The 14,110-nt window shown below is 71.2% G+C and carries 8 protein-coding genes and 1 pseudogene; 6 read left to right on the top strand and 3 right to left on the bottom strand.

The features are described 5' to 3' along the window. Nucleotides 1–26 precede the first annotated feature (26 nt). Both E4N62_RS39040 and E4N62_RS39035 read right to left on the bottom strand, forming a co-directional pair. On the bottom strand, nucleotides 27–1,895 hold the full coding sequence (locus tag E4N62_RS39040) for an acyltransferase domain-containing protein (protein WP_230222306.1): 1,869 nt from the start codon (nucleotides 1,893–1,895) through the stop codon (nucleotides 27–29). Then, on the bottom strand, nucleotides 1,892–3,154 hold the full coding sequence (locus tag E4N62_RS39035; protein WP_230222304.1) for a polyketide synthase: 1,263 nt from the start codon (nucleotides 3,152–3,154) through the stop codon (nucleotides 1,892–1,894). The genes E4N62_RS39040 and E4N62_RS39035 overlap by 4 nt, the downstream gene beginning before the upstream one ends. Before the next feature lie 263 nt (nucleotides 3,155–3,417). Here E4N62_RS39035 and E4N62_RS39030 point away from each other — a divergent pair, with 263 nt between their 5' ends. The 3 genes from E4N62_RS39030 (at nucleotide 3,418) to E4N62_RS39020 (ending at nucleotide 8,342) form a co-directional block, all read left to right on the top strand. After that, nucleotides 3,418–4,380: an ACP S-malonyltransferase gene (locus tag E4N62_RS39030; protein ID WP_230222302.1), complete on the top strand. Its 963-nt coding sequence runs from the start codon at nucleotides 3,418–3,420 to the stop codon at nucleotides 4,378–4,380. After that, complete coding sequence (locus E4N62_RS39025) at nucleotides 4,377–5,480, top strand: arylcarboxylate reductase (RefSeq protein ID WP_374117176.1); 1,104 nt, start codon at nucleotides 4,377–4,379, stop codon at nucleotides 5,478–5,480. The genes E4N62_RS39030 and E4N62_RS39025 overlap by 4 nt, the downstream gene beginning before the upstream one ends. 84 nt (nucleotides 5,481–5,564) lie before the next feature. Continuing rightward, nucleotides 5,565–8,342, top strand: coding sequence for an AAA family ATPase (locus tag E4N62_RS39020; RefSeq protein WP_230222300.1), 2,778 nt, complete (start codon nucleotides 5,565–5,567; stop codon nucleotides 8,340–8,342). A 165-nt stretch (nucleotides 8,343–8,507) separates the two neighbouring features. Here E4N62_RS39020 and E4N62_RS39015 read toward each other — a convergent pair. Continuing rightward, a pseudogene (locus E4N62_RS39015) lies at nucleotides 8,508–8,957 on the bottom strand (hypothetical protein); the annotation flags it as partial. 328 nt (nucleotides 8,958–9,285) lie between these two features. On the opposite strand from E4N62_RS39015, the gene E4N62_RS39010 reads away from it, so the two are divergent. The 3 genes from E4N62_RS39010 to redW all read left to right on the top strand — a co-directional run bounded on the left by E4N62_RS39010 (nucleotide 9,286) and on the right by redW (nucleotide 14,099). Next, nucleotides 9,286–10,008: a BTAD domain-containing putative transcriptional regulator gene (locus tag E4N62_RS39010; RefSeq protein ID WP_230222298.1), complete on the top strand. Its 723-nt coding sequence runs from the start codon at nucleotides 9,286–9,288 to the stop codon at nucleotides 10,006–10,008. Nucleotides 10,009–10,146: 138 nt separating this feature from the next. Continuing rightward, nucleotides 10,147–12,930 (top strand): polyketide synthase, encoded by a 2,784-nt coding sequence (locus tag E4N62_RS39005; RefSeq protein WP_230222296.1) that lies wholly within the window; start codon nucleotides 10,147–10,149, stop codon nucleotides 12,928–12,930. Beyond that, complete coding sequence (gene redW, locus E4N62_RS39000; RefSeq protein WP_230222294.1) at nucleotides 12,927–14,099, top strand: L-prolyl-[peptidyl-carrier protein] dehydrogenase; 1,173 nt, start codon at nucleotides 12,927–12,929, stop codon at nucleotides 14,097–14,099. The genes E4N62_RS39005 and redW overlap by 4 nt, the downstream gene beginning before the upstream one ends. The last annotated feature ends 11 nt before the right edge of the window (nucleotides 14,100–14,110 follow it).

Here is a 14,110-nt window from a genome sequence, read left to right as displayed (position 1 = left end):
GAAACCCCGACACACCGTCCCGACCCTCAGCCACCAACTCCCACAGCCCGCAGGCGACACCACCCCACCCGGCAACCGACACGCCATCCCCACCACCGCCACCGGCTCCCCACACCCGCCTGGGTGAGGGCCTCCGGGGCCGGGATGTCGCCGTCCGGCGCGTTCCCGAGGTGCCGGATCAGGGCCTCGGGTGTCGGGTGGTCGTAGATCAGGGTGCTGGGCTGGCGTGTGCCGGTCGATCTGCTGAGGAGGTCGCTCAGTTCGACGCCCATGAGCGAGCTGAAGCCGAGTTCCTTGAAGGAGGTGCCGATCCGCACGGCGTCGGGCGAGTCGTGGCCGAGGACGTGGGCCACGTGTGCGCGCACCAGCTCCGCCGATGCGGTTCGGCGGTCGCCGGGGTCGGTCGGGGAGGCCATCTCGGGTTCCGGCGACGGGAGTTCCCGCGCGGCCGGGCCCTCCGGGAGCGATGCGCCGGGGGAGCCGAGCCAGTAGCGCTGCCGTTGGAAGGCGTAGGTGGGCAGGGCGACGCGGCATGCTCGGGAGCCGGCGAAGAGCTGGTTCAGGGTCCCGGTGGCGCCGCCCACGTGGAGCTCCGCGAGCGCCGAGCAGAGAGTGGCCCCTTCGTCGCGGTCCTTCCGCAGGGCGGGGACGAAGAGCTGGTCGGCGCCGTCGGGCGCGCAGTCGCGGGCCATGGTGGAGAGCACCGCGTCCGGCCCGATCTCCAGGTGGAGGACGATGCCGCGGGCGTGCAGGGTCCTGACCCCGTCGAGGAAGCGGACCGCGTCGCGGGCGTGGCGGACCCAGTGGTCGGGAGAGCGGAGTTCGTCCTCGGTGGCGGTCCGGCCGGTCAGGTTGGAGACCACGGGGAGGTGCGGTGTGCGGTAGGTGAGACTCTCGGCGACCTGGCGGAACTCGTCGAGCATGCCGTCCATGTGGGGTGAGTGGAAGGCGTGGCTCACCCGCAGTCGTCTGGTCCTGCGGCCGCGGTCGCGCCAGCGTCCGGCGAGGCGCAGTACGGCACTCTCGTCGCCGGAGAGCACGGTCGAGGCCGGTCCGTTGAGTGCGGCCACGGCGACCCGGCCTGCGAACTCGGCCAGTTCGGGGCCGAGTTCCTCCTCGGACGCCTGGACCGACACCATGGCGCCGCCGCCCGGCAGTTCGTCCATCAGACGGCCTCGGGCCGCGACGAGCGAGCAGGCGTCCGGCAGGTCCAGTACGCCGGCCGCGTGTGCCGCGACCAGTTCGCCGACGGAGTGGCCCAGTACGGCGTCCGGAGTCAGACCCCAGTGTTCGAGCAGCCGGTAGAGGGCGGTCTCGAAGGCGAAGAGCGCCGGCTGGGTGTAGCGGGTCCGGTCGAGCAGGGCCGCGTCGGGGGTGCCTCCGCTGTCGAGGACCAGGTCCCGCAGTGGCCGGTCGAGGTGGCGGTCCATCTCCTCGCACGCCGCGTCGAAGGCGTCCGCGAAGACGGGGAAGGTGGCGTGCAGCGCCGCGCCCATGCCGGGTCGCTGACTGCCCTGCCCGGTGAACAGGAACGCGAGGCCGCCCTCGCGTGCGGTGCCCTCCACCAGGCGCGGCGCGGGGCGGCCTTCGGCCAGGGCCGCGATCGACGCGAGGAGGTCGTCGCGATCGGTGGCGAGGGCGACCGCGCGCCGCGCGAAGTGGGTACGGGTCGTGGCGCAGGAGTACGCGATCTCGCCGGTCCCGAGTTCGGGGCGGTCGGCGAGGTGGCCGAGCAGGCGTGCCGCCTGGGCGCGCAGGGCGGACTCGTCGCGGCCCGAGAGGGCGACGGGGGCGGGCAGCGGGCGTACGACGGGTCGGGGCCGCGGGAGTGCCCGGCCGCGCCAGTCCGACAGCACCAGATGGCAGTTGGTGCCGCCCATGCCGAACGAGCTCACTCCCGCGGTCCTCGGCAGGTCGTCGTGGGGCCAGGGCGCGAGTTCGCTGGACCGTCAGATTGAGGCGGTCCAGGGGCACCGAGGGGGGCAGGGCGGTGAAGTTGAGGCTGGGGAAGGGCCTGGTACTCGATGGACAGGATGACCTTGAGCAGGCCCACGACACCGGCGGCGGCCTCCAGATGGCCCACGTTGGTCTTGGCGGAGCCGACGGCCAGGGGCCTGCCGGGTGTCCTCGCGGTGCCGAGGGCCGCGCCGAGTGCCGCGGCCTCGACGGGGTCGCCGGCCTTCGTTCCGGTGCCGTGCAGTTCGACGTACTGCACCTGGTCGGGGCGGGTCCCGGCGCGCCGGTGGGCGAGCCGGATCACCTCGCGCTGGGCGCTCTCGTCGGGGACGGTCAGCCCTGAGGAGGCGCTGCCGGCGTTGTTCACGGCGCCGCCGAGGATCAGGCAGCGGATGGGGTCGTCGTCGGCCATGGCCCGGTCGAGGGTCTTGAGGACGACCAGGGCTCCGCCCTCGCCGCGTACATAGCCGTTGGCGCATTCGTCGAAGGTGTGGCATCGCCCGTCCGGCGAGAGGGCGCCGGAGCCGGCGGCGACGAGCGCGCCGTCCAGGGCGAGGTTGAGGTTGACGCCGCCGGCCAGGGCGGCCGTGCAGTCGCCGGCGCGCAGGCTCTCGCAGGCCAGTTGGACGGCGACCAGAGAAGAGGACTGGCCGCTGTCGACGGTCTGGCTCGGCCCCCGCAGGTCGAGGGCGTGGGAGAGCCGGTTGGCGATCATGGTGCGCTGGGTGCCGACGGCCGTGTGACGGGTGATGCCGGCGGCACCCAGGCGGGCGCGCAGGGTCGCGTAGTCGTCGGTGGCGGCGCCGACGAAGACGGCGGTCGGGCTGTCGGCCAGGGTGCCGGGGACGATGCCGGCGTGTTCCAGGGCCTCCCAGCCGAGTTCCAGCACCAGGCGCTGTTGGGGGTCCATGGCGGTGGCCTCGCGGGGGGAGATCCCGAAGAAGGAGGCGTCGAAGAGGTCGGCCCGGTCGAGGAAGCCACCCCACCGCACGCGTTCGGCGTCCGGTGCCGCCCCGGCCGACATGATCGCGTCGGCGTCCCAGCGGTCGGACGGCGCCTCGGTGATGGCGTGCCGGCCCGTCGCGAGCAGCCGCCAGAACGTCTCCGGGTCGGGCGCGCCGGGCAGTCGGCAGGAGTATCCGACGACCGCAATCGGCGTGCGGGGATCCCCGTCGTCCTTGTTCGGCATTTCTTCCATTTCCGGCTTCCCGGCCATCCGGGCAAGAGGAATTACTCGGGCCACGGAAGAACTCTGACAGTCCCGCATAGCGTTTCGATAGCGCGGCCCGCGACACCCGACGGCGGCTCGAGACAGAGTCAGATGACTCTTTTCGCGGGGCCGGGCGATGGGTACGGTAGCTGCACATCAGTGGTCTCGACCGCCTTGTCGCACAGTTGACACACCGAGTGCACCATGTCCTGTTCACGTCTTTTCTTGTTCGAGATACGCGGGAGTCGGCCATGACATTGGGCTTTCTGTTCGGCGGCGGAGTCGGCACGGAAGTGCATGGTCTGGAGATGTACGGGGCCCATCCCGTGATGTGGGACCTGTACGAGCAGGTCTCGCAGTGGACAGGTCTCACGGTGGGCCAGATCCTCGAGGGGGAGCTGCCGGAGCCCCAGGAGGAGCGGCAGAGCGCCGGGACGATCCGTGAGACGGCACTCGCCCTCGGCATCCACGACGTGCTGGCGGAGCACGGGCTCAGCCCGGCGGTGCTGGGCGGACTGAGCCTCGGCGCCATGACGGCGAGTTGCCTGGCGGGCTCGATCGGGCGGCGGGAACTGTTCGAGATGCTGGCGCACGCCCGTCACACACCCGAACTGTCCGCCGAGGAGCCGGAGCAGGGCCTCGCGCTGGCGTTCGCGCCGGCCGAGGCCGATCTGGTGGCGGCGTACCGGGGCGAGGGCCGGGCCGGGGTGCATCTGTCCGGGGACTTCGGGCCGACGGCCGACGGGGCCATGCGGATCCTGATGCTGTCGGGCGAGCGGAGGGCGCTGGACGCGCTGGCGGCCGACCTTCCGCCGGGCACCGTCGCCCCCTTGCCGGACCGGCCGATCGCCGTGCACTCGCCGCTGCGCGGTCACTTCCGCGAGTTCATGGCGCCGTACATCGACGCGATGCCGTTCAGGGCGCCCGAACTGCCGCTGGTCTCCTGCCTGGAGCGCAAGACCCTGACCACGGCGGAGGACGTACGGGATCTGTTCGACCGGAACCCCACGGACCCGATCAGCCTGGTGGACGTCTGCGACGAGATGAAGGACCAGGGCGTGCGCCTCGGCCTCGTCATGGGCGGCTCGATCCCGGACGGCATTCTCAGGTTCCCGTTCCCGGTGGTGCACGTCGACAAGCCGGAGCACATCCAGCAGGTGCTGACCAGTGTGTACGAGTTCGGCATAGACCTTTCGCCGGCGCGGGCCCGGTGAGCGCGCCGGCCGACGTGTCGCCCGCCGTGCGGGGCACGGAGTGCGACACGCTGATCGAGGGCTGGCTCGAAACCGACCTCGACGCATGGACCCGGAAAGTGGTGGCGCGGCACTTCCACCCGGAGACGGGCAGCCCGTACTGGCTGCGGCGCGCCGCCCGACTCGACTTCGACGCACGGGACATCACCCGCTATGAGCAGCTCGCAGCGTTCGGCCCGTTTCCGGTGGACATCCTGCGCTCCCAGGACCCGACGGACCTCGTACCGCTCGCCGTGCCGCGCCCGCTGACCGGCCGCGTCTGGGACACCGGCGGCACCACCGGCACGCCCTGCCGGGTCTTCTACACGCCCGCCATGCTGCTGCACCGCGGAGCGTGGCGCCGCTGGTCCTTCGTCACCGAGGGGTTCGCCCAGGGGCGGACCTGGCTCCAGGCGACCCCCACGGGACCGCATCTGATCGGCAACGGCGTGTGGGAGGTGTCGGATCTGTACGCCGGACAGGTGTACGCCGTCGACATGGACCCGCGCTGGGTCAAGCGACTCATCCGGGCCGGCCGACTGGCGGACGCGGCCGAGTACACCACCCACCTGCTGGAGCAGGTCGCCGACGTGCTCACCCACGGCCGGATCGACTACCTCAACACCACCCCCGCGCTCTTCCAGGCGCTGGTGCGCCGCCATCCCGACCTGGTCGCACCGCTGCGGGGGGTGCGGCTGAGCGGCACGCAGTTGAGCCCGGACATGTACCGCGGCTTCGAGGCCGCGATGGACGACGGCATCTGCGGTCGCAGCTACGGCAACACTTTCGGCAACGCGGCGGGCCTGCCCGTCGAGCAGAACGCCGAACTCATGCCCTATGTTCCGAATTACCCGCAGGTGACAATGAATGTCGTACGCAAAGAGGACTGGTCAACGGCGGTGGAATACGGCACCGTAGGACAGGTTCGACTGACCGTGCTGCACGAAGACCTGTTCCTTCCCAACATCCTCGAACGCGACCAGGCGCTGCGTTACGACACCGGCTCGAGATGGCCGTCCGACGGAGTCGCAAATGTGACTCCACTACAGACCACTTCGTCGGCTCCCGAGGGGCTCTACTAAGACTCTGCAAAGAAACTTCAGGCCTCCGGAAATTTACTCGCCGGTTTACGAATAGAATTCCGACGTGCTGCAAAGAGTACACGCATGATACTGATCGACCGCAAAGATGAACTGTTCACGTTACACGAATTCCTCGCGGCCAGCCGTCGCGGCAATGGACACGTCGTCCTCGTCAGCGGCTCCGTAGGCATCGGCAAGTCCGAGTTGCTCTATGCCTTTGCCGAGGAGGCGTCCGCGACCGGTTCCGAGGTCTTGCGAGCAGTCGGCCGGCAAGAGGAGCGAGACGTCCCGTTCGGTATCGTCCATCAACTCGTCCGGGACGTTTCGCTGCCCGCCCAGCTGCGTACGCAGATGACCGTCCTGGAGAACAGCTTCGCCTCCGATCCGCCCGCCCGTCATGAGTCGGCCGCCCTGCAGGCCCATGTCGCCCGCGGCCTGTGCCGTGCGCTGCTGCACGCGGCCGGGGCGGGCGGCCTGCTGCTCTGCGTCGACGACGTTCAACACACCGACTCCGCTTCCCTGAGCTGTCTGCTCCAACTGCTCCCGCACACCAGATCCGCGCCCGTGATGCTGGTGCTCAGCCGCCCGGACAGTGCCCGCCACTGTCCCCCGCTGTTGAGCACCGAACTGCTCCGCCATCCCTTCTACCGGCGTGTCCGGTTGGCTCCCCTGTCCCCGGAGGGCACGACCGAGCTCACGAAGAAGGCCCTAGGCACGGAGGAGGCACAGGCCCTCGGCCCCGCCTACCACTCCCTCAGCGGCGGCAACCCCTTGCTCGTCCACGCTCTGCTGAGGGACCACCGCGACCGGCTGGTGGACGGTGCCGGTGACGGCGACGCCGGGTCCGAAGTCCCGCCCGCGGGAGAGGAGTTCGCGCAAGCGGTGCTCGCCTGTCTGCACGGCCGGGAGCCGGACGTCCTCGGCGTGGCCCGCACGATGGCGTTGCTGGACTCCTGCTCCTCCCCCGACCGCATAGGCCGCCTGCTCCAACTCGGTCCGTCCTCGGTGGCGAACGCGCTGCGGCACATGGAGGCCGCCGGGCTCGTCGACGGCAACCGATTCCGTCATCCGGCGGCACGGTCGGCCGTCCTGGACGACATCCCCTGGGGCGTTCTCACCCAACAGCGACTCGACATCGCGGAATTACTCCACCATGAGGGACTTCCGACACCCACGGTCGCCCGGCATCTCGTCGCCGCGCGACACGTGCCACCCTGCTGGGCAGTCCCCGTGCTGATGGACGCCTCCGAGCAGGCGCGCCAAAGCGGCGACGTCGGCTTCGCCCTGGAGTGCCTGGAACTGGCGCTGTCCGGCTCCGACGACGCACGCGAGCAGGCGCTCACGACGATGATGCTCGCGCGGCTGGAGTGGCAGCTCAACCCCTCCATGGTGATGCCCCGTCTGGGGCCGCTGTCCGAAGCGCTGCTGACGGGCGTCCTGCCCGCCCAGCTGGCCGTGCCGCTCTCCCGTGCCCTGCTGTGGCACGGGCGCTTCGACGAGGCCGCCGAGGTGATCCGCGCGCTGGGCCCGAAGGTCCCGGGCCCCCACGGCCTGTTCACGGAAAACAGGGAGTGGCTGCGGAACCGCTACCCCACGATGGTGCCTCTCCTCCCCGCCGCCGAGGACGGCCCGGGCATCCGCGACAGCAGGGAACCCACGGCCGCCAGACCCGTCCTGCTCGCCGAGACCGTCCTCGGCTCGACACTGCGCAACGGCGGCGACGAGTCCAGCGCCTGGAGCGCCGAACAGGTGCTGCGCTCCTGCCCCCTGGACGACAGCAGTCTGTACGCGCTGGAGTCGGCGTTGCTCTCGCTCGTCTACGCGGACCGGCTCGGCCAGGCCTCCGTCTGGTCGGCCAAGCTCCTGCAGGAGGCCACCGCCCGGCAGGTGCCCACCTGGCAGGCGAAGCTCACCGCGATCCGCGCCGAACTGGCCCTGCGACAGGGCGATCTGAACGAGGCCTGCACCCTCGCCCGCTCCGCCATGACCCACCTCTCGCCCCGCAGTTGGGGAGTCGCCGTCGGTGCGCCGCTGAGCACGCTCGTCCTGGCCGCGACCGCCATGGGGGCGGACGACGTCGCCGAGGAGTACCTGCGGCACTCGGTACCGGACGCGATCTCCGAGTCACGGTACGGCCTGCAGTATCTCTACGCCCGGGGCCATCACCACCTGGCCGCGGGCCGGGTGCACGCGGCCCTGGACGACTTTCTGCGCTGCGGCGACCAGGCCCGCGCCTGGGACATGGATCTGCCGTCCTTCCTGCCCTGGCGCAGCGGCGCGGCGGCCGCGCATCTGCGCCTCGGGCAGCGGGACCAGGTCCGCCGACTCGCGGACGCGGAGCTGGCCCGCCCCGGCAGCGCCAAATCCCGCAGCCGCGGCGTCGCCATGTGCCTGCTCGCCGAGATAGCCGAACCGCGGCGCCGGGCGAGCCTGCTGCTGGAAGCAGTCAGTGTCCTGCGGCTCACCGGGGACAGGCTCGAACTGGCCCGGGCACTGGCCGCGTTGAGTTCCGCGCAGCGCGCGATCGGTGAGGCGGAACAGGCACGGCGAGCGCTGTACCAGGCGCTGCACCTGGCCGATGTGTGCGGCGCCGAACATCTGCAGCCCTCTCTGCCGCCGCGCGGCAGGGAGGAGAGACCGCCCGACCCGGGCACCGTTCCACGCGATCCCCTGAGCGCGGCGGAGCGACGGGTAGCGTCCCTGGCCGCCCTGGGCAACTCCAACCGTGAGATCGCCGACCAACTGTGCGTCACCATCAGCACGGTGGAACAGCATCTGACCCGCGTCTACCGCAAGCTCAACGTCACCAGGCGCGCGGACCTCCCCAGAGAGTTCAAAGCCCTGGCAGTCGGAACCCCCTGAGCGACCGCGCCACCCTCCCCATGAAGGGCGCCGCCGAGCTTCGCGGCGCCCTTGGCGCCGGTCGCGCCGGCTCACCTCGGCGCCAGGCGCCGAGAGGGCGGGTGGTGGGCACGGCTGTGGTTGCTGTCGATCACGCCACGCCCCGGCGAAGCGGCACCGCCACTGTCCCCCCACGGGGTACATCGCCCCGCGCCGCCCCTCTGGCGACGCCAGCCACTCCGGCTCGCCCGCGGCGTCCGCCTCCTGAAGCGGCGTGTGCAGCACGATCGACGGGTCCGGCCGCGCCGGCAGCCGCATCACGCTGCACTCGAAGCACAGCAACCCGAGCACCGGGTGGTTCATCTCCTTGCGGATCTGCCCGGCCTCCTCGATGTCCCGCCGCTCACACAATCCGCTGAACTCCGCACTCTCTGCCTTCAGTTCGGCCGCCACCGCTTGGAATCTCTCTCGTCCGGGCGGGCCAGGCAGGCGGCTCGGAACTGCGCGACGACCGTGCGCCGCGTCGATCATCCGCTGCAGCCCCCCGAGGGTGTCCCCCTGCCTGTCAGGCTCGGCCTCGGGTACGGGCGGGTGCAGCTCGGCGAGGACGTAGGGGTGGCGGCGCTCGGTACCCGCCTGTTCGCCGAAGTCCTCCAAGCGGAACGCGTCCGTCTACATCTTCTGTTGAGATGGGGGCGCATCCCTCCATGAAGAGTCGACACACGCCTGCTGCCTCATTCTTCCGTGCAGATCCGAATCGGTCCGGTCGACCGATGACCTTGCTCCGAGCACCCTGCGACGATGGAGCGGCTGTGAATGACTCGCTGACCGCGGGTCAGTAGTCGCGAGAGGGATGCATGGTCGGCCATCGCCGATGAAATCACGTACCAGCATGCGAGGGGACGTTGTGGCTATCCATCTTCTCGGTCCGATATCCGTGTTCACGGACGGTCATCCGCACGGTGTGGGATCCAGCAAAGTCCGGACCATGCTCGCCGTCCTCGCCCTGGAAGCGGGCCAGGCGGTTTCCCATACGGATCTGGCGGACGAACTCTGGTCGGGCGACACCGTCCGCAATCCCCGCAACGCCATGCAGGCACATGCCACCCGGGTACGCAGGGTGCTGAGGGGCGATGGCGGGCGGTACGGCTCAGGGACCACCGTGCTGCGCTCCGTACCCAACGGCTACGTCCTGGACGTCCCGCGCGAGCACATCGACGGGCATCGGTTTCTCGACCTGGCGTCCCAGGCCGCGACGACGCTGGCCGACGCCCCCGAACGGGCACTTCGTCTGCTGGACTCCGCGCTGCTCCTGTGGCGTGGTCCGGCCCTGCTGGACGCGGGCGACGGGCTGCGCTGCCGCAGCGCCGCCCGGTTGTTCGAGGAAAGACGTCTCTCCGCCCTGGCGGATCAGGTGCGGGCTCGCATCATGCTCGGAGACCACGCTCGGGCGATCGCCGAACTGCACCGGCTGGTGGCCCAGTTCCCGTTGCGGGAACATTTCTGCGATCTGCTCATGCTGGCGTTGTACCAGGTCGGGCGCCAGAGCGACGCCCTGGAGCAGTTCCGGCTGGCCCGGCAGCGTCTCGACGAGGAACTGGGCATCAGGCCCGGGGAACTGCTCCAGCGCCGGCACGCGGAGATCCTGGCTCAGGATCCCGCGTTGGCGCATGCCGGCCTCGTGTGAGGGGCCGGCACGCCGCGCCGCCCTCCGCGGTCGGCGGCGCATCGACGGCGCCTGAGCGCCGCGTCCTGCGGAACAGAGAGTGGGAGTCTCGTCATGGCCTCTGGGTCGCGTGTGCGTTCCGAAGGGCGCGGTCCCTCGGTGATTCCCGAGGCGATCGCGGTGGTCGGCATCGGGGCGCTGTACCCGGCTGCTCGGGGGGCCGAGCAGTACTGGCGGTTGCTGACCGCCCCGGCGACCGACGGCGCCCCCGCTCCCGCCGCGGGCGGACTCGGCGACATCGAGGTCGATGTCGCCGGATTCGGGATTCCACCCGCTCAGACGGGGACGATGTCCCGGATGCAGCTCCTGGCTCTGGAGGCGGCCCGCCAGTGTCTTCAGGACGCGGGCTATGACCGGCGACCGCTCCCCTCGGATCGCGTCGATGTCACGGTGGGCACCTGCTTCGGCCTGGACCGCCAGTACGCCAACGCCTTGCGGATCGAGGGCGCTCGCTACGCCGTCGAACTGGGGCGGACGCTCGCGGAGCACGGCGGACACGCGTCGGACACGAACGCGGACACCACCGAGGAGTTCCGCGCCGCGCTGATACGGCGGCTCGGCGCGTCGCCGCACGACAGGGTGAGCGAGCTCGTCAGCTCCATCCCGGCGCGGGTCGCGTCCGCCTTCAAGCTGCGTGGGAGGACGCTGGCGCTGGAGTCCGCCGATGTCACGTCGTACCTGGGCCTCGCGTACGCCATGGACAGTCTGCGTGCCGGTCTGTCGGACGCCGTCCTGCTCATCACCGGGCAGCGCCACGAGGGCCCTTTCGTCGCGCGGGCTTTCGCCGCCAAGGGGCTGGGGCAGGAGGAGTCCACCGGTGCCACGGCACCGTGCGACACGGGCCCGTTCAGCGAGGGTGTCGGGGCACTGCTGCTCAAACGCCTCTCGTCCGCCGAACAGGACGGCGACCGTGTGTACGCCACCGTGCGGTCGTGTGTCCTGCGGCACGAGGGGCGCCCCGGCGCCTTCCGCTACCCGGACCGGGACGGGCTGTGGGAGGAGGCGGCCGTCGCGGGACGTACGACCTGTGCGGCGGCGGCCGAGGCGGTGCAGTACGTCGAAGCGGCGGGGTCCGGCGTCGCCGGCGAGTCGCACGCCGAGCAGCGGGCGCTCACTGCCTCGTTCACCGGCGCGGCGCCCGGCTCCGTGGCGGTCGGTTCGGTCCGGGACCGGCTGGGGCACACCTTCGCGAACGCCGGACTCGCCGGCCTCAGCAAGATCGCGCTGGCGCTGCATCACCGCAGGCTGCCCGGCGGTGGCACGCGGTCGCGGATGCCGCACGGCGGTGCCCTGCGCGCGGTGCCCGGGACCGAGGGCTGGCCGGCGCCGTCCGGCGGCGGGCCGCGCCGGGCGGCGCTCGTCGGTTCGTCGCTGACCGGGACCGTGGCCCATGTCGTCATGGAGGAGTACGGCACCCCGCACAGCGGTGGCGGTGCGTCGGCCGAGGATCTCCGGGCGGTCACCGGGGCCGGGACGGTGAGCAGGGACGGGCCGATACCGATCGCCGTGGTGGGTTTCGCCGGACGCTTCGCCGGTTGCCCGGATGCCGAAGCGTTCTGGGCACGCACGCTGGCCGGTCGCAGCATGGTCGGTCCGGTGCCGGACGACGTCTTCGACCGGAGCATCTACTACGCGCCGGGAGCCCTCAGCCTCGACCGTTCCTACACCGACCAGGGTGCGTCCGTGCCGGTGCCGGACGGGCCGCCGCCCGGTCTGCGTCTCCCGCCGAGCCGCTACGCCGCGCTGGACGCGGCCCAGCGGGTGGCGCTCGACGTCGCCGCCGAACTCTTCGCCCGGCGCGGGTACCCGCCCGGCGGCCCGCCGGGCTCCGGTCTGGTGGCGGTCGGCAGCAACCTGGGGCTGCACAACGAGCGCCGCCTCAACTCCCTGCTCTGCGTCGATGTACTGGAACAAGTGGCCGAGGGCCTGGACACCCTCGGCGCGCTGGCCGCCCGGACCAGACGGGAAGTGCTGCGGCTCGTGAGGGACCGGACCGTGGCCGGCACGGACTTCACACACGCGCTCGACGGCTGCCTGGCCAGCGGTGTCGCGGCACTGATCGCCAACGAGTTCGACCTGGACGCCGTGCCCGTGGCGGTGGAGGCGGCGTGCGCCTCGTCACTCGCCGCGCTGGACCTGGCTGTCGGCAGACTGCGCTCGGGGGCGGTCGACTACGCGGTGGCCGGTGGTGTGGAACTGCCCTGCAACGCCCGCGACATGGTGCTGTGCTCCTCGCTCGGCCTGCTGTCGCACGGGCGGATCACCCCTTTCGACGAGGCCGCCGACGGTTTCTCACCCGGAGACGGCTGCGCGTTGTTCCTGCTCAAGCGGTACGACGACGCGCTCCGGGACGGCGACCCGATCCACGGCCTGCTGCGCGGCATCGGCGCCTCCAACGACGCGAGGTCGCTGATCGCTCCGGACATCACGGGCCAGGCCTCGGCCATGCTCCAGGCTTTCGACCAGGTCGAGTTCGAACCCTCCGACGTCGACTATCTGGAGGCGCACGGCACCGGCACGCGCGTCGGCGACCGAGTGGAGATCGCGGCGGTGGCCCAGGTCTACGGTGCCGTACCACGTCGGCGCCCCTTGGACATCGGCAGCGCCAAGTCGTTCTTCGGCCATACGTTCGCGGCGGCCGGCGGGGCCGGACTGCTGCGCGCGCTGCACGCGGTGCGTACCGCGACCGTCCCACCCAACACCGGTCTGCGCACCCTCAGTCCCGAACTGGCCCTCGATCGCGTTCCCGGGCGTATCCGCACCGATGCCGCGCCCTGGGAGGCCCCGGACGGACGTCCGCGGCGGGCTGCCGTGAGCTCCTTCGGCACCGGCGGCATCAACTACCACCTTCTCCTTGAGGAATACCAGGGCAGGCCACGATGAACGTGTACTTCGACCCCGAACTCGACCCGCAGACACGGGAGATGCGCGACATGGTGGTGCGGTTCGCCCGCCGTGAACTCGCGGGGCCGGCCACCGCCGACCCGGACGAATTCCGCCGCCGCTGGCAGCTGGCCGGCAAGCAGGGACTGGCCGGGAGCAGCGTCCCGGTCGAGTACGGCGGCAGCGGTCTGGACGCCGTCGCGGCGGCGGCGATGATGGAGGCGCTCGGTGAGGGAAGCAGCGACACCGGCTTCGCCTTCTCCATGGCAGCACACCTGTTCGCCGCCGTCATGCCCGTCGTGGAGTTCGGCAGCGAGAAGCAGAAGAACCGCTGGCTGCCGGCCCTGTGTTCCGGGGAATCGATCGCGGCCCATGCCGTCACAGAGCCGGCGGCCGGTTCCGACGCGTTGAGCCTGGAGACCTCCGCCCTGCGCGACGGGGACCAGTACCTGCTCAACGGGAGCAAGTGCTTCATCACCAACGCCCCGGTGGCGGACCTCTTCGTGGTGCAGGCAGCCACCCGGGCCGGGGGCGGCTTCTTCGGCCTGACCACCTTCCTGGTGCCCGCCGACACTCCGGGCCTGACCGTCGGGCCGACCTACGACAAGGTGGGGCTGCGAGGATCGCCGATGGCGGACGTGCGCTTCACGGACTGCGTGGTGCCCGCGGCCCAGGTGCTGGGTTCGGAGGGCTCGGGCGCGGTCGTCTTCTCCACGTCGATGAAATGGGAGCGAACCTGCCTCTTCGGCATCTATCTGGGCGTGATGCGGCGGGTCCTGGACTCCACGATCGATCACGTGCGGCAGCGGGAGCAGTTCGGCACGGTCATCGGCGGATTCCAGGCGGTGAGTCACCGGGTCGTCGACATGCTGGCGCGGTACGAGTCGGCCCGGCTGATGCTGTACCGGTCGGCGCGCGGAATCGACGCGGGAAGCGAGAGCACTGTCGGCCCTGCCCTCGCCAAACTCGCGGTCAGCGAGGCCGCGGTGCAACTGGGCCTCGACGCGATCCAGTTGCGCGGCGCGCTGGGCCTCCTGGACGGCGAGGCGGAAACCCTGCTGCGTGATGCCCTGCCGGCCAGGATCTTCTCCGGGACGAACGAGATCCAGAAGAACAACATCGCCCGCGAACTGCGCCTGGGCAGTCGCCGCCGGGAAAACAGGCGCTGAGCAGAGAGGCA

The sequence above is a fragment of the Streptomyces sp. MNU76 genome (assembly GCF_020982545.1).
Taxonomy (GTDB): Bacteria; Actinomycetota; Actinomycetes; order Streptomycetales; family Streptomycetaceae; genus Streptomyces.
Note: the sequence above shows the minus strand (reverse complement) of the source record. Positions and strands in the feature narration are given on the sequence as shown.

What these genes read in the sequence shown, in the direction of transcription:
- E4N62_RS39035 (WP_230222304.1), bottom strand. Translation starts at nt 3,154, where the DNA reads ATGGAAGAAATGCCGAACAAGGACGACGGGGATCCCCGCACGCCGATT.
- E4N62_RS39030 (WP_230222302.1), top strand. Translation starts at nt 3,418, where the DNA reads ATGACATTGGGCTTTCTGTTCGGCGGCGGAGTCGGCACGGAAGTGCAT.
- redW (WP_230222294.1), top strand. Translation starts at nt 12,927, where the DNA reads ATGAACGTGTACTTCGACCCCGAACTCGACCCGCAGACACGGGAGATG.
- E4N62_RS39020 (WP_230222300.1), top strand. Translation starts at nt 5,565, where the DNA reads ATGATACTGATCGACCGCAAAGATGAACTGTTCACGTTACACGAATTC.